A 26,953-nucleotide genomic window follows, 5' to 3' on the forward strand; every position below is an offset into this window, starting at 1 on the left:
GGTTTCCTCCTCGATCCGCACCCGGTTGTTCCGCATCGGATGCAACCACCATACAACGCACAAGCCGCGGGTTCGTTCAGGCATGGTCCGGGCAGGCTGGCACCCGAAACGCACAGGATTCGCTACGTTTCTCAGGCCGTGCAACCGTATCCCCGACGGCCGGTACGCAACGGTAACGTACTTGCTCGCACACTTTGGCGATTCACACAGTCTGCCATGCCTGCGCAAGAACGCCCCCAGGAAAGGCTTGGCGAAAGTTCGGACCAGCGGCGCTCTTCGCTGGTCGGCTGGCGGAAAGCTTTGCCAGAACTTCAGTCCTTTATTCCGGCGTGTTTCAGGGGACGAGCCGTAGGTCTGGCGCTCTCCCGGCGATTTTGGGGCGCGCATGCCTCCATCGCGGCGATCCTTCTGGCGCTGCTGTTGTCCGCGCCCTCCCCCGTCCTGGCCCAAGCCCAGGCCCCGCTCCAGGTCGACACGACGGCAGCCCCCGATCAGCCGGCGGGGCGACGCACCGCCCTGGAGGTCTACGCCGACCGGTTGGAGGCGGTGGCGGCCACCTACCCGCGCCTGCCGGTCATCGTGATGAACGCGTTCGAACGGCCGAACGGCCGGGATGTCCCCGTCGACCCCTGGCGCCTGCTGACCGGACTGACGGCCCTGATCGCCGCGGGAACCGCCGCCCTGCTGGCGACCAACCGCGCGCTGGCCCGCACGCGGGAGCGGGTGGAGGCCGCCCACGCAGCCCCGGTGATCGCGGCGGTCCTGCGGCTCGGTCTCGGGCTCGTCGGGGTGGCGGCCTATGTGGTGGGCGCGCTGATCGCCTACGCCGCCCTGCACCCGCGGCACCCCGCGGCGCCGGCCATCCTGCTGGCCGTGCTCCAGGCGTCGGTCACCGTCCTTCTGGTCGACCGGCTGGTCCGCTTCCTCTGCGCGCCCGACCAGCCGGCGCTCCGCCTCCTGCCGCTGGACGACACCGGCGCGCGCGCCTTGCACCGCACGGCCATGGTCACGGTCGCGCTGGCGGCGGGCGTGCTGGGCCTGGTCGACCTGCTGATGGCGCTGGGGGTCGGGGGCGACGCCATCGTCGCGATCGGGCTGCCGGCCAGCACCATTCCCTTCATCTACCTGCTGCACCGGGTGTGGCGGGGCCGCAACGCGGTGGCGATGGCGCTGGCCGGCCCACTGTCCATCGACCCGGCGGCCAGCCCGGCGCTCGGCCTGTGGCCGGTGGCCGCGACCGTCTACCTCATCGGCCTCTGGCTGGTCGTGGCGGCCTCGGCGGTGCGGCTGGAACCGGGGACCGGCCCCCGCATGCTCGTCAGCCTGCTGGCCGCGCTGGCCGTGCCGGCGGTCGCCCTGATCGTCCAGCGCCCGCTCGCCCGTTTCTACCGCGGGGAGGAGACGGAGGCGGGCAAGGCCACCGTCACGCGGGTGATGCGGGCGGTGTGGACGGCGCTGTTCCTGGTCGGGCTGTTCGCCACCGCGGCCATCTGGGGCTTCCGGGTGGAGAAGGCGACGGGCATCGGCGGCATCCTGCTGCGCCTTGCCGTCAACGTCAGCGTCGTCCTGCTGCTCGGCTACGTCGCCTGGACGCTGGTCGTCCGCGCCATCGACCGCGCGCTGGAGGGCGCCCGGCAGGACAGCCACAATTCCCGCGCGCAGCGCATGGCGACTCTGCTGCCGCTGCTGCGCAAGTTCCTGCAGATTGTGCTGATCAGCGTCATCGCGATGATCATGCTGTCGTCGGTCGGCATCGAGATCGGGCCGCTGCTGGCCGGCGCGGGCGTGGTCGGCATCGCCATCGGCCTTGGCGCGCAATCGACCATCGCCGACATCCTGGCCGGCGTCTTCTACCTGCTGGAGGACGCCTTCCACATGGGCGACTATGTGGAGGTCGGGCAGCTGCGCGGCACGGTGGAGGGCATCTCGCTGCGCTCCCTGAAGCTGCGCCACCACCGTGGGGCGGTGCACACCCTGCCCTTCGGCCAGATCAAGGCGCTGACCAACTACAGCCGCGACTGGGCGCTGATGCGGCTGGAATTCCGCGTCCCGCCGGACACCGACATGGCGCTTGTGAAGAAGATCGTGAAGACCATCGGCAAGGAGCTGGCCGACGACCCCGAGATGGGCCCGAGCTTCATCGAGGGGCTGAAGTCCCAGGGCGTGCGCCGGGTGGAGGACGACGCGGTCATCATCGGCGTCAAGTTCACCGCCAAGCCCGACGAGCAGTTCGTCATCCGGCGCGAGGCCTACCACCGCCTGATCCGCGCCTTCCGCGAGAACGGGATCAGCCTGGTCGGGCGCGGCGTGGTGGTGCATGTGGACGATCCGGCCGCGCGCAGCCAAGCCATCGGCTTCGCCGCCGCCCAGGCGCTGGAAGGCGCGATGGGCGGCGCCAAGGGCAACGGCGGCGCGGACTGAGGGGGTGCTGGATCGTCGGAAAGCACAATCGGTGTCGGGGATTCACCACTAAGACACAAAGGCACAAAGAATTTCACAAAGGGGGCTCCGGCGCATCTACAGCTTTCCGAAACGGCCGACGTTCTTTGTGAAATCCTTCGTGTCCTTTGTGTCTTAGTGGTGAATCCCCCTCCCCACCAAAGCACACATCCGAGAATCAGAACCCCGCCTCGCGGATCAGCACCGCCAGCGCCGTGCGCCAGAAGCGGCCGAGGAGGCTGCGCGCCTCGGCGTCCACGCGGGCGACGCCGCGCGTCTGGTGGGCGGGGCCGGCCTGCGCCGGGTCCAGCGGGGCCAGCGTCACGCGGTAGACGGCGTCGACCGGGGCCAGGTTCTGGCGGGTGGTCGGTACGCCCGGCTGCCCGTCCACAGCGACCGGCCCGCCGTTGAGCGAGGCCAGCGCCGGCACGTCCAGCGCCGCGACGCCCACATGGTCCACGGCGGTCACCCGCGCCTCGACGCGCGGGCGCAGGGGGTCGTCGGGATGGAAGCGCGCGACGGCGCCCGGCGCCACCCGCGCCAGGTCCTCCTCCGCCACATAGCCGACGAACTCGCCGGCGCCGTCGCCGACCAGCTGGGCCAGCGGCAGCTTCGGGTTGACCCAGCGGCCCGGGCGCAGTCCGTCGGCGATGTCCACCACCGTCCCCGCCAGCGGCGCCCGCACCTCCAGCCGCGCCTTGCTGTCGAGCAGTCCCTGCCGCTCCGCCAGCGCGGCGGCGAGGTCCTCCTCCATGACGCGGATGCGGTCGAGCCCTTCGCGGGCGGCGGACAGCCGGTCGATGCGCTCCTGCGCCATGGCGATGCGCAGGTCCGCCTGGGCCAGCTTGTTCTCGACCTCCGGCGCCTCCAGCCGGAACAGCAGGTCGCCGGCCGCCACGCGCTGGCCGGGCTGGACCAGCACGTCGGCCATGCGGGCCGGCACCGGCGCGAACAGGGTGGAGAAAGCCTCCGCCCGCCACACCGCGGGCACCGCGACCGACCCGGCGACCGGGGTCAGGACCAGCCAGAGCAGCCCGCCGAGCCCGCACAGCGTCGCCAGCGTGTTGCGGTTCAGGCCCATGCCGTGGCGGAGCGTCCACCAGGCGACGATTTCCTTGAAGAGCGGACGCATCAGGAACCAGCCGATTTCCACCGCGAACAGAAGGATGCCCAGCACCTTGATGAAGACGTGGTAGACCAGCGCCGCGATGCCGAGGAACAGGATCAGACGGTAGATCCAGGTCGTGAAGGCGTAGACCAGCAGCGTCCGGTGCATCCAGGGGGCGAAGCGCTCCGGCACCTCCTCCCCCAGGCCGAACAGCCACTCGCGCAGGCGCCAGCGGGCCAGCGCGAAGGCGCGGTCCTGCAGGTTGGGCACGTCCAGCGCGTCGGCCAGCAGGTAATAGCCGTCGAAGCGCATGAAGGGGCTGAGGTTGATGGTCAGCGTCGTCACCCAGCTGACCGTCGCCACGAAGAAGGCGGCGCTGCGCAGCGCGCCGTCGGGCAGGAAGCTCCAGGCCAGCGTCGCGAAGGCGGCCAGCCCCAGCTCCGCCAGGATGCCGGCCGACGCGATGCCCAGCCGGGCGCGCCGCGACACCAGCTTCCAGGCGTCGCTGGTGTCGGTGTAGAGCACCGGCCACATCACCAGGAAGGCCACCCCCATAGTCGGCACCCGGCAGCCGTAGCGCTTGGCCGTGTAGGCGTGCCCCAGCTCGTGCAGCGTCTTGGTCACCACCAGCGTGACGCCGTAGAGCGCCATGCCCTCCAGGCTGAAGAAATGCAGGAAGGTGTGCCGGAAGGCGTCCCACTGCCGCATCGCCAGCACAAGGCCGAGCAGCCCGGCCCCCAGCACCGCCCAGCACCAGGCGGCGCTGTAGAAGGGCGCCACGAAGCGCACCGTGGCGTTCAGGAAGGCGTCCGGGCGGACCAGCGGGATGCGGAAGAACAGGTAGTTGTGCAGAAGCCACATCCACCAGGACGTCCGCCGCATCGCCACCTGCCGCGCCAGATAGTCGGTGTCGACCGTCTGCGTCAGGTTGTTGGCCGACAGGAAGCGGTAAAGCTCGTAGACGTCGTCGGCGTCCGGCTCCAGCACCGTTTCCTCCGCCACGGCGGCGGCGATGGCGCGCGGGGCGCAGAGGTGCCAGCGGGCGATGATCTCGAAGGCGGCGTGGCCGATGCGGAAATAGCGGTTGCGCGCCGGGTCGTGGATGGTCCAGCAGGGCGACCCGTCCGGCCCCGGCGGGCCGGGCAGCAGGTGCAGGTCGTCGCGCAAGGGCGGCAGGCGGACCGCGTCCATCGGATCCGTGACGGCGGCAGCCGACAGTCCCGCGACACCCCCCGGCGTACCGAGAACGGCGGCGCCCATGGCCTCAGATCCCCACGGCCTGCCGCAGGGCGGCCAGCGGGCGGCGGAAGAGGTAGAGCGCCAGCGGCACCCGCCCGCCCTCGATCTTGGCGGTCCCGCGCAGGCCGATGCGCGGCGTCGGCTCCCCCGCTCCAGCGGCCAGTTCCGCGCGCACGCGGTAGGCCAGGATGCCGGAAGAGGTCATCCCCGGCTCGTAGCTGGCGTGCACCACCCGGCCGTGCAGCGGGCTCAGCGGATCGACGTTCAGGAACAGGCTGACCTCCGCCCCTTCCTCCAGCAGCTGGGCGTCGCCGACCGGCACGTGGATGTCGATTTCCGCCGCCTGCGGGTCGGCCAGGGTCAGGATGCGCTCGCCCACCGACACCGGCTTGCCCAGCCAGTCGTTGACGTCGGTGAAGACCGCGATGCCCGGCCGCTCCGCCTTCACGGTCACGCGCTCCAGCAGGTCGCGCGCGAAGGCCAGCTCCGCCCGGCGCAGCTCCACCTGGGCCTTCAGCTGCGCCACCCGCGCCTTGCTCTGCGGGTCGGCGAAGGCGCCCTGGGCGGCGGTCAGAAGCTCGGCCTCCGCCGAGGTCAGGGCCTTGCGCGCCACCTCGAACCGGCTGCGCAGCACCGTGGATTCGAAGCTGAACAGCGGCTGCCCGGCACTCACCGGCTCGTTGGGCTGGACGTGGAAGCGCTCGATGACGCCCTCCAGCGGCGCGCTGACGATCAGCGGGTCGCGCGGCGCCACCTCCGCCGGGGCGAGCGTCGATTGCGGGACGGGGATGGACAGCGCGCCGCCGAGCAGCGCCGCGGCCAGCAGCGCCACCAGCCCCGGGCGAAGCCGCAGCCGGGACCGTCGCCCGCCGCGGGTCAGCGCCCACCAGGCGTGGCCGTAGCCGCCGGCCAGCTGCTCCAGCAACAGCTGCTCGCCGTCGGTCCACACGTCGTCGCGGGCGATCCACAGCGCGGCGGTCAGCGACCCGTCCGGCCCCGGCAGAGGCAGCCACAGCGCCTGCGCCGGGCCCCAGTTGCCCCACTCGCGCGACAGCCCCGGCGGCAGGTCGGCGGGGGAGACGAGGTGCGGCGCGCGCGCGTCGGCGCCCGACGCAACCGCGGTTCCGACCGCCTCCAGCCAGCGGGTGAAGGGCGCGTCGCGCTCCGGCACCGCGACGTTGGACACGGCCTCCAGCCGGGCCTTGCCGGTCGGCGCCAGCGCCAGGAACACGGCCTGGCGGTAGACCACCAGCCGCCGCGTCTGGTTGACCATCAGGAAGCGCAACGCCTCCGCCGTCTGCGCCTGCCGCGCCTCCTGGTGCAGGTTCAGCAGAAGCAGCAGACCGTTCAGCGGCTGCGCGGCCTCCGCGGCGCGAAAATTCACGTCATCGGGCAACGGTGACCTCCCCCGGCGGCGTGAAGCGGGCGGTGCCGCTCATCCCCGCGACCAGGTTGGGCGGGGCCCCTTTTTGCGGCAACAGCTTGCCCGTCACCTTCAGCGACTGGCTGACCGGATCGACGCGCGCGCCGATCAGCGCGACCTCGCCGCCCAGATGCTCCCCCGTCTCGTCGATGCGCAGGTCGAACCGCTGGCCGGGCTTCAGCCAGACCAGCCAGGAGGACGGGACGATCAGTTCCACCCGCAGGTCCTGGTCGGACACGATCTCCAGCAGCGGGGTGCCGGCGGGCACCGATTCCTGCTCCCGGATGCGCTGCTCGACTGCGCGGCCGTCGTAGGGCGCCTTGATCTCGCAGCGGCGCACCTCGATCTCCGCCTTGCGCTGCTCGGCGCGCGCGGCCTCGGCCTTGACCTCGGCCATCTCGACCTCGGCCGCGCCGATGGACTTCAGCTGCTCCAGCCGCCGGCTCTGCCGGACGGTGACGTCGGCGGCGCGCGCGTTGGCGCGGGCCGCGTCCAGCGTCGCCTGATAGTGGCTGCAATCGAAGGCGACCAGCGTCTGGCCCGCCTTGAAGGCTTGGCCCGGCTCCACCGCGATGCGGGCGATGCGGCCGGCGATCTCGCTGGACAGCACCGCGTGCTGGCGCGCCTCGATCAGCGCGCGCACCCCGCCGTCGGTGGCAGGCGGTGGGGACTCCGCCGCGGCGGGCAACGGGGCGGCGTTCAGCGATGCAGAAGCCAGCGCGACGAACAGCGCGGCGGCGACGCGGATGGAGCGAAGACGACGGGTCATGGCCGAGTCTTTCTGCACCGATCGCTGCGGAAACGCAACGACCGTTGCGCCCGCTCCGGATCGATGCGCTTCTTTGTTTCAACCCTGGCCTGATTCACACGCTCTGCGGGGCGCTCGGCCGGTCGGCGGGAAAGCCCGCGACCGGCGTCGACGCCCCGCGGCGTGCGGATCAGCGGGCCGCCCGGCTGGCGGAGGCGGGAGCCAGGGCCGCCAGCGGCACCGTGTAGACCTTCACCGGCTGTGCCGACGCCGAAGCCGAAGCCGAAGCCGAAGCGTTATAGGACGCCCGCATCGGCAGCGCCGAGGTCGCGGTCACCGGCAGCGAGGCCACCGTCACCGTCTCCGGCGCAGCAGCCTTCTCCAGCGGGGCCTTTTCCACCGGGGCCGGGGTGACGACCGCCGAGATCGTCTCGGCCGGAGCCTTCGCCTCGGGCGCCTGGGCGACCGGAGCGCCTGCCTTTTCCACCGTGGCCTTCTCCGGCGCCGGTGCCGGCTTCTCCGACGTGGTGGCGGCCGGGGTCAGCAGGTCCGGCAGACGCGCGGTGCCGCCCGCCCGCTGTTCCCAGCTGGCCAGCCCGTCGGCGACGGCGCGCCGCAGGGTCGCCATGTCCTGCGCCGGGACGGCTTCGGGCAGCGGGTCCACGCCGGCCGACACCATCACGCGGGCGTAGGCGTTCTGCAGGTCGGCGAACACCAGGTCGCGGCGCAGGTCGGAGACCAGAACCGACACCTCCGCCTGGATCACCCCCAGGTCGCCCTGCTGGCCGACCGTGCTGCTGTTCACATACTGCTGGCGGATGCGCTGGTCGATGGCCGCCTGGTCGGCGGTCAGCGCGAACTCCTGCGCCAGCTCGCGGTACTGCACCATCGCGACGCGCACCTGGCTCAGCACCGCCACGCTCAGCGCCTGCCGGCGGAAGGCCACCAGCTCCTCCTGCGCCTTCGAATAGGACTGCGTGTCCCAGGCCGAGGCCAGGTTCAGGATGTTCCAGGACAGCCGCGCGCCGTAGTCCGCCCACTGCTGATTCAGCAGGAAGCTATTGCTGTCGTAGTGCAGCCCGGCGTTCAGGTCGATGCCCGGCAGCAGCTTCAGCAGCGCGCGGCGCGTCTCGTCGGCGGTGATGCGGGCGTTGTAGGTCTCCTCCACCAGCTCCGGCCGGTTCAGCAGCGCGTAGGATTCCAGCGCCTCCACCGGGGTGGCGATGCCCGGCGCGTCCTTCACGGTCGCCTCCGCCGGGATGGCCAGCGTGAAGCTCTCGCCCGGCGGCAGGCCCATCAGGGCGCCCAGCTGCGACTTGGCGGCCACCAGTTCGCGGCGCAGCGTCTGCAGCTGGCGCAGCGTGTCGACCAGGGAGCGCTGGTAGGTCAGCGTCTGCAGCGGCGCCTGCACGCGCTGCGTCTCCAGCGCGCCGGCGTTCTTGCGCGCCACCTCGATGCGCTTCTCCAGCGGCTCGATCCGCTTCAGCAGCCGCTCGGCGGCCACCGCGCGCCAATAAGCGGTGCGCACGTCCTGCAGGATGCCCTGGACGACGCGGCGGCGGCGCTCGTCGGCGACCAGCACGAGGTTGGCGTTCTGGCGCGCGCGCAGGTAGCTGACGCCGAAGTCGAGAATGTTCCAGGTGAAGCCCAGGTCGGCGGTGCGGCGGTTGCGGTCGGTCGCCGTGGTGCTCTCGCCGGTGCGCCGCCCGGTGGCGAGGTTCAGGCTTTCCGATCCGGCCTCGTTGTTGCGGCCCGTGTAGCCGGCGCCTGCGACGACGCGCGGCAGCATGTCGAAGCGCGAGAGGTCGAGCTGCTGGTTGGCGACGGCCATCTCCATCAGCTTCACGCGTTCGTCGAGGTTGTACTTGATCGCGCGAGCCATCGCCTCGTGCATGGTGACGGGGCCGGCGATGGGCTCCTGCGGGGACATCACCACCGCCATGTCGGCGCGCACCCGCGACAGGTTCTCCTCGGACGTCAGGGGCTGCGGCGACAGCGAGCAGCCGCTGGCGAGCAGGGAGGCGGCAAGCAGGGCGACGGTCGCGCAGGCCATCGTGGACCGCGCCCGGAAGGTCGGAGGAAGGCAGGTCATTCTCGTCGGCAATCCATTCGAAGAGGAAACGCGGAGGCGAAAGCGGTGGAAGGGGTGGGAGCGCGGGCGGCCTCAGGCCGCCCGGCTGCCCGGTGGTGTGTGCGTGGTGAGCGCGGCGAGCAGGGCCGCGGTGCGGGCGTCGGCCGCCCCGTGGACCTGGGCGACCTGCCGCGTGAAGGCGGGCTTCGGCGCCGGGGCGTCGCCGGCGTCGGCGCGGTTGCCCTGACCTTGGCCCTGACCTTGGCCTTGTCCCTGGCCCTGCGGCTGGCCCTGGGATTGGCCTTGCCCGTCGCCCTGGCCCTCCGTTCCGGACGGGGCGTTGCGCGGGTCGCCGCCCTGCCCGTCGCCGGCCGGCGGCTGGCCGTTCTGTCCGCCCTGCGGCTGGCCGCCTTGCTGGCCACCTTGCTGGTTGCCCTGGGGCTGCCCATTCTGGCCGCCGCGGTTGGCCGGGGCGGTTTCGATGGTGTTGCGGTTGCCGCCCTGGTTCGGGCCCTGACTCTGGGTTCCCTGGCCCTGGGTGCCCTGGCCTTGCGTGCCGGTGGTGCCGCGGTCGCCGCCCTGGGCTCCCGTGCCGGTCGCGCCGGTGCCCGCAGCGCCGGTGTTGGAACCGGAAGTGGTCCCCCCACCCTGCGTTCCGAGCCCGCCGTTCAGCCCGCCGGTACCGGTCCCCGTGCCCGTCCCGGTTCCAGTGCCGGAACCGGTGCCGGTGCCCGTTCCCGTGCCGCCGGTGGAGACGCTCCCCGTGGAGGTGGCGCCCAACCCTCCGATCCCGGTGCCGCCGGTTCCCGTGCCGGTGGACACACCGCCGGTCACGCCGCCGCCCAGGCCCGTGCCGCTGCCGGTCCCGCTGCCCGTGCTGGTGGAGCCGAGCCCGCCCGATCCCAGGCCACCCGACCCGAGGCCGGAGCTGCCAAGGCCCGAGCCGCCGAGGCTGGAACCGCCCAGGCCCCCGCCGCTGCTGCCGCCGCTGACGACGCTGCTCAGGCTGGAGCTGCCGCTCGACGAGCTTCCGCCGCCCGTACCGCCCAGCACGCCGCTGGCGCTGCTCGACGTCCCGCTCGTGCCCGACGAGCCGCCCATCGCCGTGATGGTGATCGACCGGCCGGCGTCGCTGCTCGACTGGTTGCTGATCGCGTTGATGGTGATCGACCGGCCGGCGTCCGTGCTGCTGCTGCCCGAACCGCCACCGCTGCCGATGGAGGAGCTGGTGATGACGCGGCCCGCGTCGCTGCTGCTCTGGTTGCCCGGCAGGGTCGGCGCCGTGCCGAGCGTCGGCCCGGTGGTCTGCGTCGTCGGCGAGGTCGACACCGCGCTGCTGGACGAGCTGCTGCCCGACGACACGGCCGTCGTGGTGTTGCCGCTCGACGTGGTGACGGTCACCGTCGGCGGGGGCGGGGGCGGCGACACCGTGTAGGAGGTGCTGCCGGCCGCACCCGTGTTGCCGGCCGCGTCGCGGGCGCGCGCCGCGATCGCGAAGCTGCCGGTCCCGAGGTCGGACGCCAGGACGAGCTGCCACGTGCCGGCCGCATCGGCGCGGGCGGTGCCGAGATCCTTCCCGTTGACCGTCACGACGACCAGGGCGTTCGCCTCGGCCGTGCCGCGCACCGCCGTGGCGCCCGACGCCGTGGTGCCCACCGTCACCGTCGGCGCGCCCGGCGCCGTGGTGTCGATGGTCAGCGGCGTCGCCGTGGACAGCGCGCTGGCGTTGCCCGCCTTGTCGGTCGCCTGCACCTGGATGCTGCGCACCCCGTCGGCCAGCGCCGTGGCGAAGCTGTAGCTCCAGGCGCCGGAGGCGTCGGCCACGGTGGTGCCGACCGCCTTGCCGTCCACCAGGACCGTGACCGTGCTGTTGGCCTCGGTCGTGCCGCCGATGGTCGGCTTGCTGGTGGCGGAGACCCGCTCCGCCGCGGTGGATCCTGCGACCGTGCTGCTGGTCACCGCCGGGGCGGCGACCGTCGGCGCGACGCCGTCGATGCCGATGTCCTTGGCACCGCCCAGCGAGGCCGCCGTGCCCGGCGTCGGCAGGGTCGTGACCGCGCTGTTGCCGGTCTTGTCCTTGATCGTGCCCGACAGCGCCGCCGTCCCGCTGTAGTCCAGGTCGGCGATGGTGTCGCCGGCCTGCACCACATAGGTGAAGCTGAGCGTGCCGGTGCCCGAGCCGCCGCTGTAGGTGGCGGTGTGCCCGGTGCTGAGGGCCAGCGTCGGCGTCCCCTCCACTGTCACCGCTTCGGAGAAGGCCACCTGGATGGTGACGGTGTCGCCGACCTTGTAGGCACCGTTCGCGCTGGAGGAGGTCACCCCGCTGACCGTCGGGGCAACCGTGTCGATCACGATGCCGGTGGTGTCGCCCACCTTGCCGGCCAGCGACAGGTTGACGTCGTTGCCGGCCGCGTCCTTGTAGGTGGCGCCCCCCGCCGTGATGCCGGTCACCGTGACGCCGGTGCTGGTGTCGTCGCCGGCCTGCACCACGTAGCGGTAGGTGACCGCTCCGCCCGACTGGCTGAGGAAGCTGGCCGACCGGGCGGTCCCGCCGATGGTGAAGCCCAGCGCCGATGTGTTGGTGCCGCCGATCACCAGGTTCGGGTCGTCGAAGGTGACGACGAAGGTCAGCTCCTGCCCGGCGCGGTAGGACTGGCTTTGCGGCAGGGTCACGCTGGCGACCTGCGGGGCCACGCCGTCGATCAGCACCTGGTTGGTGGGAGGCACCGTCTTCGGCGTGGTGTCGAGCGCGTTGCCCGCCGTGTCGATGGCCAGCGGTGCGGTCACGCCGACCACCCGGATGCCGTCGCCGTCCAGGTCACCCGCCTGCACCGTGTAATTGTAGACCGCGAAGTCGTTGGCGGTGCTCACCAGCTTGGCTTGGCGGATGGCGGTGCCACCGCCGGCCTGGTCGACCGCCACGTCGATCGTGCTGCCCTCCAGGCGCGAGACGGCCTCCGGGATGAAGAGCGCGAAGCGCAGCGTGTCGCCGACCTTGTAGGTGCCGTTGGCCGGAACGATGACCCATTCGATGACCGGGGCCGACTGGTCGATGGTCACCACGGCGGTGGCGGAATAGGCGCCGGCGTTGCCGCCGGCGTCGGTCGCCTTGGCCTTGATGGCGTGCTTGCCGGCGCCGAGGTCGGAGGCCGGCGTATAGCTCCAGGCCCCCGTCGCGTCCGCGGTCACCGTGCCGACGTCGGTGCCGTCGATGTTGACGGTCACCGTGCTGTTGGCCTCGGCCACGCCGACGACCGTCGGCCGCTGCTTGTTGGTGATGCCGTCGCTCGACGAGGTGCCGGTGTCGTCCGCGGCGCGGAGCGCAATGGCGGTCGGCTGCGCCGGGACGCCAGTGTCGAGCGTGATGGTCAGCGCGCCGCCGGCGACGCCGACGTTGCCCGCCACGTCGGTGACCCGCGACGTGAAGGTCTTGGCGCCGTCCGCCCCCAGGTCGCCCGCGGTCACGCCGAGGTCGACGTAGCCGTTGGCGATGTCGGCCGCCGTCAGGACCCGCGTCACCGGGTGCCCGAGCGACGACCCGCCGAGCAGAAGCTCGACCGTGTCGCCGGCCGCCGCGTTGGTGCCGCCCAGCGAGACGCGGACGGTCGGGCTGGTCACCCGCGTCACGCCGTCGCTGTCCGACCGGCCGCTGTCGCTGCCCGCCACCAGCACCGCCGGGGAGGTCGGGGCCGGCGGCGGCGTGGTGTCCAGCGTGATGGTCAGCGCGCCGCCGACCAGGACGCTGTTGCTGTTCGCGTCCGTCACCCGCGCGGTGAAGGTCTTGGCGCCGTCCGCCCCCAGGTCGCCCGCGGTCACGCCGAGGTCGACGTAGCCGTTGGCGATGTCGGCCGCCGTCAGGACGCGCGTCACCGGATGCCCGAGCGACGTTCCGCCGAGCAGAAGCTCGACCGTGTCGCCGGCCGCCGCCGGGCTGCCCAACAGGCTGACGCGCACCGTCGGGGTGGTGGCGTTGGTGATGCGGTCGGTGCCCGACGCACCGCTGTCGCTGCCCGACACCAGCGCGTTGGGCTGCGCCTCCACCACCGTCACGGCGTTGGCCGGGCTGCTGACCCAGTTTCCGCCGTCGTCGATCTTGACCTGGAAGGCGGTGGTCCCCGACGGCGGCGCGTTCGGCACGCTGGCGCTGAGCGGAGCGAAGACGAGGTTGCGCAGGTCGGCCTGCTCGGCCGCGCCGATGCCCTGGGTGTTCGTGTAGGTCTTTTCGTAGACGATGTCGGTGCCGTTGACGGTCCGCGTCCAGCCGGCGGTCGAGGCCGCCGTGAAGTCGCCCTGGTTGACGCCGTTGACGATGATGACCTGCACCCGCGACGTCTGCACGTCCGGATCCGCCACCGTCGCCGTCGCGAACGGCTTGATCGTGGTGCCGTACTGGGTCGCCTGGCCGGCCGCCAGGCCGCCGAGCACCGGCGTGTCGTTCACGGAGGTCGTCACCACCGTGGTCCGGCTGTCGGACACGGCGCCCGCCACGCCGTCGTTGACGGCGATGGTGAAGGTCGTCGTCTCCGTCGTGGCCGGCGCCACATGGTTGGGCGTCGGCGTGAAGACCAGCGCCCGGACCGCCGCCTCGGCCTGCGCCGCGGTGCCGGTGAAGCTCCACACCCCGGTGGCGGCGTCGTAGCTGCCGCCCTGGGTTCCGGCCAGCGCGCCCTTGGCCGCGCTGTCGAGCGTGACCGTGACCGTCTGCACCTGCAGGGTGTCGGCGTCCTGGATGGTCACGGCGGCGAAGGGCGTGACGGTCGCCGTGTCGGTGGTCGGCTGCGCCGCCGTGGTCACCCCGCCGATCACCGGCACGCTGTTGGTGATCAGACGCCAGGCGGACCCGGCCGTCCGGCTGCCGCCCTGCCCGTCGGTGGCCGTGACCACCAGCTGCAGGTACTTGCCGTCGTCGGCGCCGGTCAGCGTGTGGCTGGTGCCGGTGGCCCCGCTGATCGCCGTGGCGCCGGTTCCGGCGCTGTCGCTGGCCCGGTACCACTGGTAGCTGTAGGTGACCGTGTCGCCGTCGGCGTCGCTCCAGCCGCCTGAGGTGGCGGTCAGGGCGCTGGCGATGGTGCCGGGGCCGGACACCGTGGGCACCACCGTGTTGACCGGCGCGCTGTTGCCCACCGCCGTCCAGACGGTCGCCGCGGTCTGGTCGGTGCTGCCGTGGGCGTCGTTGGCGGTGACCACCACGCGCAGGTGCTTGTGCGCGTCGGCGAGCACCGGCGTGTAGCTGGTGCCGGTGGCCCCGCTGATCGCCGTGGCGCCGGTGCCCGCGCTGTCGTCGGCCCGGTACCACTGGTAGCTGTAGGTGACCGTGTCGGCGTCGGCGTCGCTCCAGCTGCCGGTCCCCACGCTCAGCGTGCCGCCGACCGTCGCGGTTCCGGCGATGGCGGGAATCACGCTGTTGACCGGCGCGCTGTTGCCGATGGCGGTCCAGGCGCCGTTCACGCTCGGCGTGTGGCCGTGTCCGTCGTTGGCGGTGACCACCACGCGGACATACTGGTGCGCGTCGGACGCCGTCGGCGTGTAGCTGGAGGAGGTCGCCCCGCTGATCGCCGTGGCGCCGGTGCCGGCGCTGTCGCTGGCCCGGTACCACTGGTACGTGTAGCTCAGGACGTCGCTTTCCGGATCCGTCCAGCTGCCGGTGCCGGCGGCCAGGGTCTGGCCGACCGCCGCGGTTCCCGTCACCACCGGGGCCACGCTGTTGGCCGGCGTCTCGTTGACGTCGGTGACGGTGACCGAGACGGTCTGGTCGGTGGTGTTGCCGAGGCTGTCCGTCGCCCGCACAACGACCTTGTAGACGTTGTCCGTGTTGGCGTCGGCCCGGGTTTCATAGTCCGGCGCGCCGGTGAAGGACAGCGCCGTCCCCGTCAGCGTGAACTTCGCCGAATCCTCCCCGCCCACGATCTGGTAGGTGATCGGCCCGTTGCTGTCGGTCGCGGCGAGCGTGACGACCGCCGTCGAGTTCTCCGCCACCGACGGCGTCGCCGTGGAGGTGAAGGCCGGACCGGCGCGATCGGCCGTGTGGACCGTGCCCGTCGTGAAGGCGGCGATCGATCCGTTGGTGCCGTTGCCGTTGCCGGCGCTGTCGATGACGTCCGTGCTGCCCTTCAGGTCGAGCCGCAGCGTTCCGTCGCCGCTGACGCCGGTGACGGTGATGTCCCACGTCGTGCCGCTGCCCGACACGGAGGCGACGGTGCCCGAAGCGCTGCCCGTGGCCGTCAGGACGAAGTCGTCCGCGGTGACGTTCGCGACGGTTTCCGAGAACACGACGCGGTAGGTCACCGACGCGGCGGTCAGCGTCGGCGCGTTGATCGGGGCGATGCTCTGCACCGTCGGCATGGTGGTGTCGAGCGTGTAGGACTGGCTGGCCACCGCGCCCTCGTTGCCGGCGGCGTCGACGACCTTCATCTTCACGCTGTTGGCGCCGGACAGCAGGGTGGCGCCGGTCCAGGCCACGGCGGTGCCGTTGACCTTGCCGGTGATGTCGGTCCAGGTCGCCCCGCCGTCCACGGATCCGTAGAGGATGTCCCCGGCGGCCAGGCCGGCCGACAGGGTGGCGGAGATGGTCTGGCTCGCCGTGGCGGTGAGGAAGTCCGTGGTCGACGTCCCGACATCGGCCGACAGGCCGATGGCGCCGATGGTCTGGGTCGGCGCAACCGTGTCGACCGTCGCGTTGCTGCTGTCGGCGGTGGTCGTCGTGTTGCCGGCGTTGTCGGTGGCGGTCACCGACACGTTGCGGTTGGTCGCTTCGACGCTGCCGGCCGTGATGACGTAGGTCGCCGTCCAGGTGCCGGAGCTGTTGGTCGCCGTCACCGCCGTGCCGCCGCCGAACGCGCTGAAGTCCACCGTCACCGCGACGATGCTGTCGCTGTTGCTGTCGCCGCTTCCGGTGTTGTTCCAGACCGCGGTGACCGTGTCGCCGATCTTGTAGGCGCCGCCCGTGCCCGAAGCACCGCTGATCGACACCTTCGCGTCGGTCACCGTCGGGGCGACGTTGTCCACCGTGGCGTTGGTGCTGTCGGCCGTGGTCGTGCTGTTGCCGGCGTTGTCGGTCGCCTTGACCGACACGTTGCGGCTGGTGGCGTCGATGCTGCCGGCCGTGACGACGTAGGTCGCCGTCCAGATGCCGGAGTTGTTGGTCGCCGCGACCGCCGTGCCGCCGCCGAACTGGCTGAAGTCCACGGTGACGGTGCTGATCGTGTCGGCGTTGTTGTCGCCGACGCCGGTGTTGTTCCAGGTCGCCGTGACCGTATCGCCGATCTTGTACGCCCCGCCCGTGCCCGTGGCGCCGCTGATGCTGATCCTCGCGTCGGTCACCGTCGGGGCGACGTTGTCCACCGTGGCGTTGGTGCTGTCGGCCGTGGTCGTGCTGTTGCCCGCGTTGTCGGTCGCCTTGACCGACACGTTGCGGTTGGTCGCGTCGACGCTGCCCGCCGTGATGACGTATTTCGCGGTCCAGGTGCCGGAGCTGTTGGTCGCCGCCACCGCCGTGCCGCCGCCGAACTGGCTGAAGTCCATCGTGACGGAGCTGATGCTGTCGGCGTTGTTGTCGCCGACGCCGGTGTTGTTCCAGACCGCCGTGACCGTGTCGCCGATCTTGTACGCCCCGCCCGTGCCGGTGGCGCCGCTGATCGACACGTTCGCGTCGGTCACCGTCGGCGCGACGTTGTCGACGCTGCGGTTGGCGGTGTCGGTGATGGTGGCGCTGTTGCCGGCGTTGTCGGTGATGGTGATCGCGACGTTGCGGTTGGTCGCGTCGATGCTGCCCGCCGTGATGACATAGGTCTGGCGCCACACGCCGCCGGAGTTGGTCATCGCCACCGCGGTACCGCCGCCGAACTGGCTGAAGTCGGCGGTGACCGACCCGATCGTGTCGGGGTTGTTGTCGCCGGTGGCGGAGTTGTCCCACACCGCGGTGATCGTGTCGCCGATGCGCAACGTGTTGCCGGTCCCGGTCGCCGTGCCCTGGCCCGCCACGTTGCCCAGCGTCAGCAGGGGTGCCACGTTGTCCACCGTGGCGTTGGTGCTGTCGGCGGTGGTCGTGCTGTTGCCCGCGTTGTCGGTCGCCTTGATCGAGACGTTGCGGTTGGTCGCGTCGATGCTGCCCGCCGTGATGACGTAGGTGGCGGTCCAGGTGCCGGAGTTGTTGGTCGCCGTCACCGCGGTGCCGCCGCCGAACTGGCTGAAGTTCACCGTCACCGAGGCGATGCTGTCGGCGTTGTTGTCGCCGGACCCGGTGTTGTTCCAGGTCGCCGTGACCGTGTCGCCGATCTTGTAGGCCCCACCCGTGCCGGTGGCGCCGCTGATCGACACGTTCGCATCCGTCACCGTCGGGGCGACGTTGTCCACGGTCGCGTTGGTGGTGTCGGCCCGGGTGGTCGTGTTGCCGGCGTTGTCGGTGGCGGTCACCGACACGTTCTTGTTGGTGCCGTCGACGCTGCCGGCCGTGACGACGTAGGTCGCCGTCCAGGTGCCGGAACTGTTGGTCGCCGTCACCGCGGTGCCGCCGCCGAAGGCGCTGAAGTCAACCGTCACCGAGGCGATGCTGTCGGCGTTGCTGTCACCGGACCCGGTGTTGTTCCAAGTGGCCGTGACCGTGTCGCCGATCTTGTAGGCCCCGCCCGTGCCCGAGCCGCCGCTGATCGACACGTTCGCATCCGTCACCGTCGGCGCGACGTTGTCCACGGTCGCGTTCGTGCTGTCGGCGCGGGTGGTCGTGTTGCCGGCGTTGTCGGTGGTGGTCACCGACACGTTGCGGTTGGTCGCGTCGATGCTGCCGGCCGTGATGACGTAGGTCGCCGTCCACGTGCCGCTGCTTTCGGTCGCCGCGACCGCCGTGCCGCCGCCGAACTGGCTGAAGTTCACCGTCACCGAGGCGATGCTGTCGGCGTTGTTGTCGCCGGACCCGGTGTTGTTCCAGGTCGCGGTGACCGTGTCGCCGATCTTGTAGGCCCCGCCCGTGCCGGTGGCGCCGCTGATCGACACATTGGCGTCGGTCACCGTCGGCGCGACGTTGTCCACGGTCGCGTTGCTGCTGTCCGCGCGCGTGGTCGTGTTGCCGGCGTTGTCGGTGGCGGTCACCGAGACGTTGCGGTTGGTCGCGTCGATGCTGCCCGCCGTGATGACGTAGGTCGCCGTCCACGTGCCGCTGCTTTCGGTCGCCCCCACCGCGGTGCCGCCGCCGAAGGCGCTGAAGTCCACCGTCACCGAGGCGATGCTGTCGGCGTTGCTGTCGCCGGAGCCGGTGTTGTTCCAGGTCGCGGTGACGGTGTCGCCGATCTTGTAGGCCCCGCCCGTGCCCGTGCCGCCGCTGATCGACACGTTCGCGTCGGTCACCGTCGGCGCGACGTTGTCCACGGTCGCGTTGGTGCTGTCGGCGCGGGTCGTGGTGTTGCCGGCGTTGTCGGTGGCGGTCACCGACACGTTCTTGTTGGTGCCGTCGACGCTGCCGGCCGTGATGACGTAGGTCGCCGTCCAGGTGTCGGAGCTGTTGGTCGCCGTCACCGCGGTGCCGCCGCCGAAGGCGCTGAAGTCCACCGTCACCGAGGAGATGGAGTCGTTGTTGTTGTCGCCGCCGACGGTGTTGTTGTTCCAGGTGGCGGTGACCGTGTCGCCGATCTTGTAGGCGCCGCCCGTGCCGGTGCCGCCGCTGATGCTGATCTTCGCGTCCGTCACCGTCGGCGCGACGTTGTCCACCGTGGCGTTCGTGCTGTCGGCGCGGGTGGTCGTGTTGCCGGCGTTGTCGGTCGCTTTGACCGACACGTTGCGGTTGGTCGCGTCGATGCTGCTGGCCGCGATGACGTAGGTCGCCGTCCACACTCCGTCGGCGTTGCTGCTCGCCGCCACCGCCGTGCTGCCGCCGAACTGGCTGAAGTCCACCGTGACGGAACTGATCACGTCGGTGTTGTTGTCGCCGTCGATGGTGTTGTCCCAGGTGGCGGTGACCGTGTCGCCGATCTTGTAGGCCCCGCCCGTGCCCGAAGCACCGCTGATCGACACCTTCGCGTCCGTCACCGTCGGCGCGACGTTGTCCACGGTCGCGTTGGTGCTGTCGGCGCGGGTGGTCGTGTTGCCGGCGTTGTCGGTCGCCTTGACCGACACGTTGCAATTGGTCGCGTCGATGCTGCCGGCCGCGATCACGTAGGTCGCGGTCCATTGCCCCGCGGTGGAGGTGGATTGCGTCGCCGTCACCGCCGTGCCGCCGCCGAAGGCGCTGAAGTCCACCGTCACCGAGGCGATGCTGTCGGCGTTGCTGTCGCCGGAGCCGGTGTTGTTCCAGGTCGCGGTGACCGTGTCGCCGATCTTGTAGGCGCCGCCCGTGCCGGTGGCGCCGCTGATCGACACGTTCGCGTCGGTCACCGTCGGGGCGACGTTGTCGACCGTGGCGTTCGTGCTGTCGGCGCGGGTCGTCGTGTTGCCGGCGTTGTCGGTGGCGGTCACCGACACGTTCTTGTTGGTGCCGTCGACGCTGCCCGCCGTGACGACGTAGGTGGCCGTCCAGGTGCCGCTGCTTTCGGTCGCCCCCACCGCCGTGCCGCCGCCGAAGGCGCTGAAGTCCACGGTGACGGTGCTGATGGTATCGGCGTTGCTGTCGCCGCTTCCGGTGTTGTCCCAGGTTGCGGTGACCGTGTCGCCGATCTTGTAGGCCCCGCCCGTTCCCGACGCGCCGCTGATGCTGATCTTCGCGTCGGTCACCGTCGGGGCGACGTTGTCCACCGTGGCGTTGTTGGTGCCGGCCGTGGTGGTCGTGTTGCCGGCGTTGTCGGTGGCTGTCACCGAGACGTTCTTGTTGGTGCCATCGACGCTGCCGGACGCGATCACATAGGTCGCCGTCCAGGTGTCGGAGCTGTTGGCCGCCGCCACCGCGGTGCCGCCGCCGAAGGCGCTGAAGTCCACCGTCACCGAGGAGATGGAGTCGTTGTTGTTGTCGCCGCCGACGGTGTTGTTGTTCCAGGTGGCGGTGACGGTGTCGCCGATCTTGTAGGCGCCGCCCGTGCCGGTGCCGCCGCTGATGCTGACCTTCGCGTCGGTCACCGTCGGGGCGACGTTGTCCACCGTGGCGTTGGTGCTGTCGGCGCGGGTGGTCGTGTTGCCGGCGTTGTCGGTGGCGGTCACCGACACGTTGCAGTTCGTCGCATCGACGCTGCCGGCCGCGATGACGTAGGTCGCGGTCCATTGCCCCGCGGTGGCGGTGGATTGCGTCGCCGCGACCGCCGTGCCGCCGCCGAAGGCGCTGAAGTCCACGGTGACGGTGCTGATGGTGTCGGTGTTGTTGTCGCCGCCGCTGGTGTTGTTCCAGGTGGCCGTGACCGTATCGCCGATCTTGTAGGCCCCACCCGTGCCCGTGCCGCCGCTGATCGACACGTTCCCATCGGTCACGGTCGGGGCGACGGTGTCCACGGTCGCGTTGGTGGTGTCGGCCCGGGTGGTCGTGTTGCCGGCGTTGTCGGTGGCGGTCACCGACACGTTGCAGTTCGTCGCGTCGATGCTGCCGGCCGCGATGACGTAGGTCGCCGTCCATTGCCCCGTGGTGGCCGTGGATTGCGTCGCCGCCACCGCCGTGCCGCCGCCGAAGGCGCTGAAGTTCACCGTCACCGACGCGATGCTGTCGCTGTTGTTGTCGCCGCCGACGGTGTTGTTCCAGGTGGCGGTGACCGTGTCGCCGATCTTGTAGGCGCCGCCCGTTCCCGACGCGCCGCTGATGCTGATCTTCGCGTCGGTCACGGTCGGCGCGACGTTGTCCACCGTGGCGTTGTTGGTGCCGGCCGTGGTGGTCGTGTTGCCGGCGTTGTCGGTCGCCGTCACCGACACGTTCTTGTTCGTGCCGTCCACGCTGCCGGCGGCAATGACGTAGGTCGCGGTCCAGGTGCCGGAGCTGTTGGTGGCCGCCACCGCCGTGCCGCCGCCGAACTGGCTGAAGTCCACCGTCACCGACGCGATGCTGTCGCTGTTGTTGTCGCCGCTCGCGACGGTGTTGTTCCAGGTCGCGGTGACGGTGTCGCCGATCTTGTACGCCCCGCCCGTGCCCGAAGCGCCGCTGATCGACACCTTCGCGTCGGTCACCGTCGGGGCGACGTTGTCCACCGTGGCGCCGGTGGTGTCGGCCGTGGTGGTCGTGTTGCCGGCGTTGTCGGTGGCGGTCACCGACACGTTGCGGCCGGTCGTGTCCACGCTGCCGGCGGCAATGACGTAGGTCGCGGTCCAGGTACCGGAGCTGTTGGTCGCCGCCACCGTGCCGCCGCCGAACTGGCTGAAGTCCACCGTCATCGAGGCGATGCTGTCGGCGTTGTTGTCGCCGCTGGCGGTGTTGTTCCAGGTCGCGGTGACCGTGTCGCCGATCTTGTACGCCCCGCCCGTGCCCGAAGCGCCGCTGATCGACACCTTCGCGTCGGTCACCGTCGGGGCGACGTTGTCGACCGTCGCGCCGGTGGTGTCGGCCGTGGTGGTCGTGTTGCCGGCGTTGTCGGTGGCGGTCACCGACACGTTGCGGCCGGTCGCGTCGATGCTGGCGGCCGTGATCACATAGGTCGCGGTCCAGGTGCCGGAGCTGTTGGTGGCCGCCACCGCCGCGCCGCCGCCGAACTGGCTGAAGTTCACCGTCACCGAGGCGATGCTGTCGGCGTTGTTGTCGCCGCCCGCGGTGTTGTTCCAGGTCGCGGTGACCGTGTCGCCGATCTTGTAGGCCCCGCCCGTCCCAGACGCGCCGCTGATCGACACCTTCGCGTCGGTCACCACCGGCGCGATGGTGTCCACGGTGGCGCCCGTGCTGTCGGCCGTGGTGGTCGTGTTGCCGGCGTTGTCGGTGGCGGTCACCGACACGTCGAGGCCGGTGCTGTCCATGCTGCCGGCCAAGACGTAGGTCGCCGTCCAGGTGCCGGAGCTGTTGGTGGCCGCCACCGCGGTGCCGCCGCCGAACGCGCTGAAGTTCACCGTGACCGAGGCGATGCTGTCGCTGTTGTTGTCGCCGCTCGCGACGGTGTTGTTCCAGGTCGCCGTGACGGTGTCGCCGATCTTGTACGCCCCGCCCGTGCCCGAGCCGCCGCTGATGCTGATCTTCGCGTCGGTCACCGTTGGGGCGACGTTGTCCACGGTCGCGTTGGTGGTGCCGGCGGTGGTGGCGGGGTTGCCGACCGAATTGGTGGCGGTCACCGACACGTTGCGGCCGGTCGTGTCGACGCTGCCGGCCGTGACGACGTAGGTCGCGGTCCAGGTGCCGGAGCTGTTGGCCGCCGCCACCGTGCCCCCGCCGAACTGGCTGAAGTCCATGGTGACGGAGCCGATGGAGGCGTTGTTGTCGCCGCTGGCGGTGTTGTCCCAGGCCGCGGTGACGGTGTCGCCGATCTTGTAGGCCCCGCCCGTGCCCGACGCGCCGCTGATGGAGATCCGCGGCGCGGTGACGGTCGGCCCCACGTTGTTGACCGAGGCGTTGGTGGTGTCCGCCGCGCTCGCCGCGTTGCCGGCGTTGTCGGTGACGGTCACCGTCACGTTCTTGTTCGACGCGTCGATGCTGCCGGCCGTGATGACGTAGGTCGCGGTCCAGGTGCCGGAGCTGTTGGTGGCCGCCACCGCCGCGCCGCCGCCGAACTGGCTGAAGTTCACCGTCACCGAGGCGATGCTGTCGGCGTTGTTGTCGCCGCTCGCGGTGTTGTCCCAGGTGGCGGTGACCGTGTCGCCGGTCTTGTAGACGCCGCCGGCCCCCGTCGCGCCGGTGATGCTGATCCGGTTGTCGGTCACCGTCGGGGCGACGTTGTCGACCGTGGCGTTGGTGCCGTCGGCCGTGGTGGTCGTGTTGCCGGCGTTGTCGGTCGCGGTCACCGACACGTTCCGGTTCAATCCGTCGGTGCTGCCGCCCGTGATCGTGTACTTCGCGGTCCAGGTGCCGGAGCTGTTGGTGGCCGCCACCGTGCCGCCGCCGAAGTCGCTGAAGTCCACGGTCGCCGACGTGATGCTGTCGGCGTTGTTGTCGCCGCTGCCGGTGTTGTTCCAGGTCGCGGTGACCGTGTCGCCGATCTTGTAGGCGCCGCCGGTGCCCGTGCCGCCGCTGATCGACACCTTCGCGTCGGTCACGGTCGGGGCGACGTTGTCCACGGTGACGTTGGAATCGTCCGCCGTGGTCGTGCTGTTGCCCATGTTGTCGGTGGCGGTCACCGACACGTTGCGGCTGGTCGTGTCGACGCTGCCGCCCACGATGACGTAGGTCGCGGTCCAGGTGCCGGAGCTGTTGGTCGCCGCCACGGCGGCGCCGCCGCCGAACTGGCTGAAGTCCACGGTCACCGACGTGATGCTGTCGGCGTTGTTGTCGCCGCTGCCGGTGTTGTCCCAGGTCGCGGTGACCGTGTCGCCGATCTTGTAGGCGCCGCCGGTGCCGGTGCCGCCGCTGACGCTGATCTTCGCCGCCGTCACGGTCGGCGACTGGTTGTCCACGGTGAAGGTGGTGGTGGGGGTGGCGGTGGCGGTGTTGCCGGCGTTGTCGATCGCCGTGATGGTGACGCCCTTGGCGCCGCCGTCGACGGTGCCCGACGCGATGACGTAGGTCGCGGTCCAGGTGCCGGAGCTGTTGGTCGCCGCCACGGCGGCGCCGCCGCCGAAGGCGCTGAAGTCCACCGTCACGCTGCTGATGCTGTCGCTGTTGTTGTCGCCGCTCGCGACGGTGTTGTTCCAGGTCGCGGTGACCGTGTCGCCGGTCTTGAAGCCGCCGGCCGTGCCGCTGCCGGTGCCCGACAGGCCGGTTTTGGCCGCGGTGATGGTGGGGGCGACGTTGTCGAACGTGGCGTTGGTGCCGTCGGTCGTGGTCGTCGTGTTGCCGACGTCGTCGACCGCCGTGACCGACACGTTGAGGTTGGTGCCGTCGACGCTGCCGCCGGTGACGGTGTATTTCGCCGTCCAGGTGCCGGAGCTGTTGGTCGCCGCCACCGCGGCGCCGCCGCCGAACGCGCTGAAGTTCACCGTGACGGAGGCGAGGTCGCCGTTGGTGCCGCCGCTGTTGTCGCCGGAGCCTGTGTTGTTCCAGGTGGCGGTGACCGTGTCGCCGATCTTGTAGGCGCCGCCGGTGCCCGAGCCGCCGCTGATGCTGATCTTCGCGTCGGTGACCACCGGCGCGATGTTGTCCACCGTCGCGCTGCCGCCGGGCGTGGTGGTGGTGTTGCCGCCGTCGTCGGTGGCCGTCACCGACACGGTCTTGCCCGTGCCGTCGACGCTGCCGGCAGCGATGGCGTAGGTCGCGGTCCAGACGCCGGAGCTGTTGGTCGCCGCCACCGCCGTGCCGCCGCCGAACTGGCTGAAGTTCGCCGTGACCGAGGCGATGTCGGTGTTGTTGTCGCCGTTGTTGGTGTTGTTCCACGTCGCCGTGACCGTGTCGCCGATCTTGAACGCGCCGCTGGGACCCGACCCGCCGTTGAGGGTGATGCCGCCGTCCGACACCGTCGGCGCCTGGTTGTCCAGCGTCACGGTCGTGCCGCTGGTCGTGGTGGTGGTGTTGCCGGCGTCGTCGGTCGCCTTCACCGACACGGTCACGCCGCCGTCGACGCTGCCGCCCACGATGGTGTACGTCGCCGTCCAGGTGCCGGAACTGTTGGTCGCCGCCACCCCCGTACCGCCGCCGAACTGGCTGAAGTTCACCGTGACCGAGGCGAGGTCGCCGTTGTTGTCGCCGGTGGCGGCGGTGTTGTCCCACGTCGCGGTCACCGTGTCGCCCACCTTGAACACGCCGCCGGGGCCGGTCCCGGTGTTCAGCGTGACCTTGCTGCCCGTCACCGTGGGCGCCTGGTTGTCCACCGATTTGGTGGTGGTGCTGGACGTGGTGGTGACGTTGTCGGCGTTGTCGGTGGCGGTCACCGACACGGTCTTGCCCGTGCCGTCGATGGTCCCCGCCGTGACGACGTAGGTCGCCGTGTAGGTGCCGGAGCTGCTGTTCGCCATCACGGCGCCGCCGCCGAAGGCGCTGAAGTCCACCGTCACGGAGAACAGGTCGGCGTTGTTGTCGCCGCTGCCTGTGTTGTCCCAGGTCGCCGTCACCGTGTCGCCCGCCTTGAACACGTTGCCGGTACCCGACCCGTTGTTCAGCGTGATCCGGCTGCCCGTCACCGTCGGGGCCTCGCTGTCCACCTTGGCGTTGGTCGTGTCGGCCGTCGTGGTGGAACCGCCGCCGTTCGTCGCCTTGACCGACACGTTCTTGTTCGTGCCGTCGATGCTGCCGGCCGCGATGACGTAGGTCGCCGTCCAGGTGCCGGAGCTGTTGGTTGCCGCCACGGCGGTGCCGCCGCCGAACTGGCTGAAGTCCACCGTGACGCTGGCGATGCTGCTGTTGTTGTCGCCGCCCGACGTGTTGTTCCAGGTCGCCGTGACCGTGTCGCCCACCTTGTAGGTGTCGTCGGCGCCCGTATGGCCGGCAATGGAAATGTTGCCGTCGGTGACGGTGGGGGCGGCGACTGCCTGAATATTCGCAATCTGCAGATCGTCCAACAAAAATATCATTCCCGATCCGTCGGATTCGGACAGTGACTTTGTCGCGACTACAGTGAAACTGGATATTCCTGTAAACCCAACGAACCCAGAAATGGGTGTAAACGTCATCGTGTTCGATGCGAAAGTAGTGACCTTGGTGGTTGCCCCTATCGCTGAAACCGAAATATCGTCTGTATCGTTTCCATTTCCTCCTGCATAAATATCGGCCACGCCAAATGAAACCAAATCGAAAGTATAACCCGGTATGCTTATAATGGTCGTTATTTGATAATCAGTATTTATACCGGTTCCGCCGGTATGATTGTCACCATTCACCGCCGTGAATGCGTCATATGAGAAGTCCGCTGACGCGTTTCCAGCACCGACTCCGAGACCGGTGGTTTCGAAAGTAAGAGTATATTCCGTTCCTCCGATGTTGACTTTCCATGTTCTGATGGCGGTCGATCCCCCCACTGTTCCTTCGGACGATGAAAAGGTGAAGGTCTTATCGACGCCAAGCAGCAGGTGGTCGTACTGCTGCTCGGCGCTCAACAGAAATGGATCGTTCGCGTCGATGGAACCCCGACTGGCTTCCAGGGTCCAGTTGCCCCCCTGGTTGCTGACACCGGTCGAATCGGTCGATGCCGCCACATCAGCACCGGTCGCGTTCGCCATGTCGGTCAGAAAGGCTTGCCCGGTGCTTTGTGCAACGCCACAGCCGTAAAGCAGAATGTCGCCGTCGTGAGTCAGCGAAGCTCCCAACGCCGCCAGATCGACGGACCGGTCCGCCACAGCCCTGCTGTTCAGTTGCAGGGAACCGAGGTTCACCTGCCCTTCCGAACCGTGGGAAATAATGTGAATGGCGTCATAGCCGCTGTGGGTCTGCGCCCACGCCGCCATCTGCGCCAGACCGTCCTTCGACGCGTCCAGCACGACGACCTCGACGCCCGGCTTCACGCCGTCCACGAGCTGCTGGTAATCGGGGACGTTCGATTCGATGAAGACGACTTCCTTCTTGCCGTCGTTCTGCGTCGGGTCGAGCGCGCGCACGTCCACCGGGGCGGCGGTGGGAGTGGTCGGCGCAGGTGCAGGTGCGGGCGCCGAGCCCGCAGCAGCGGCTGCGGCGGCGGTGACGGCCGCGTCCGTCTGCGCCGTGGCGGCGTCGTGGTTGTCTGGATGCGCGGCGTTGGGATCGGCGTGCTGGTCCACCGCGGGGTCGCTGGCCGCGGTCGCGACGCCGGCGGCGTCGAACATGAAGCGCGGTTCCAGCGCCATGGCCAGGGGCGCCTTGCGGCCTTTGCCCTGCACGCCCGGTTGCGCGGCCGTGCCGCCCACCCGCGTTCCGGTCACCAAGCCACCCTTACCCCGCGTGAACATCGACTTCATGGCCGCACCCGTCCTCACCCGACAAATGGCGTAACTCTACCCAATTGGACATTTGTAAAAAAGATAATACCCACGCGCAATATGAGAACATGT

The 26,953-nt window shown here is 70.4% G+C and carries 6 protein-coding genes; 1 reads left to right on the top strand and 5 read right to left on the bottom strand.

All coding sequences use genetic code 11. From position 1 onward, the window contains the following. Window positions 1-420: 420 nt before the first annotated feature. On the top strand, window positions 421-2,421 hold the full coding sequence (locus J2851_RS36265; RefSeq protein ID WP_209765035.1) for a mechanosensitive ion channel domain-containing protein: 2,001 nt from the start codon (window positions 421-423) through the stop codon (window positions 2,419-2,421). A gap of 196 nt (window positions 2,422-2,617) precedes the next feature. On the opposite strand, the gene J2851_RS06355 is transcribed toward J2851_RS36265, so the two are convergent. The 5 genes from J2851_RS06355 to J2851_RS06375 all read right to left on the bottom strand — a co-directional run bounded on the left by J2851_RS06355 (window position 2,618) and on the right by J2851_RS06375 (window position 26,860). Then, entirely contained in the window at window positions 2,618-4,807 is a 2,190-nt protein-coding gene (locus J2851_RS06355; protein WP_209765037.1) for a site-2 protease family protein, read from the bottom strand. A 4-nt stretch (window positions 4,808-4,811) separates the two neighbouring features. Beyond that, a complete protein-coding gene (locus J2851_RS06360) occupies window positions 4,812-6,182 on the bottom strand; it encodes an efflux RND transporter periplasmic adaptor subunit (RefSeq protein ID WP_211114240.1) in 1,371 nt (456 codons plus the stop codon). Further along, window positions 6,172-6,978 (bottom strand): efflux RND transporter periplasmic adaptor subunit, encoded by an 807-nt coding sequence (locus J2851_RS06365; protein ID WP_246500447.1) that lies wholly within the window; start codon window positions 6,976-6,978, stop codon window positions 6,172-6,174. The genes J2851_RS06360 and J2851_RS06365 overlap by 11 nt, the downstream gene beginning before the upstream one ends. A 169-nt stretch (window positions 6,979-7,147) precedes the next feature. Continuing rightward, window positions 7,148-9,049, bottom strand: coding sequence for a TolC family protein (locus J2851_RS36270; protein ID WP_209765038.1), 1,902 nt, complete (start codon window positions 9,047-9,049; stop codon window positions 7,148-7,150). A gap of 72 nt (window positions 9,050-9,121) precedes the next feature. Next, window positions 9,122-26,860: an Ig-like domain-containing protein gene (locus tag J2851_RS06375; protein ID WP_209765039.1), complete on the bottom strand. Its 17,739-nt coding sequence runs from the start codon at window positions 26,858-26,860 to the stop codon at window positions 9,122-9,124. Window positions 26,861-26,953 lie beyond the last annotated feature (93 nt).

The sequence above is a fragment of the Azospirillum rugosum genome, from assembly GCF_017876155.1.
Taxonomy (GTDB): domain Bacteria; phylum Pseudomonadota; class Alphaproteobacteria; order Azospirillales; family Azospirillaceae; genus Azospirillum; species Azospirillum rugosum.

Coding starts and splice junctions, on each gene's coding strand:
- J2851_RS06365 (WP_246500447.1), bottom strand. CDS start 6,978: ATGACCCGTCGTCTTCGCTCCATCCGCGTCGCCGCCGCGCTGTTCGTC.
- J2851_RS36270 (WP_209765038.1), bottom strand. CDS start 9,049: ATGACCTGCCTTCCTCCGACCTTCCGGGCGCGGTCCACGATGGCCTGC.
- J2851_RS06375 (WP_209765039.1), bottom strand. CDS start 26,860: ATGAAGTCGATGTTCACGCGGGGTAAGGGTGGCTTGGTGACCGGAACG.
- J2851_RS06355 (WP_209765037.1), bottom strand. CDS start 4,807: ATGGGCGCCGCCGTTCTCGGTACGCCGGGGGGTGTCGCGGGACTGTCG.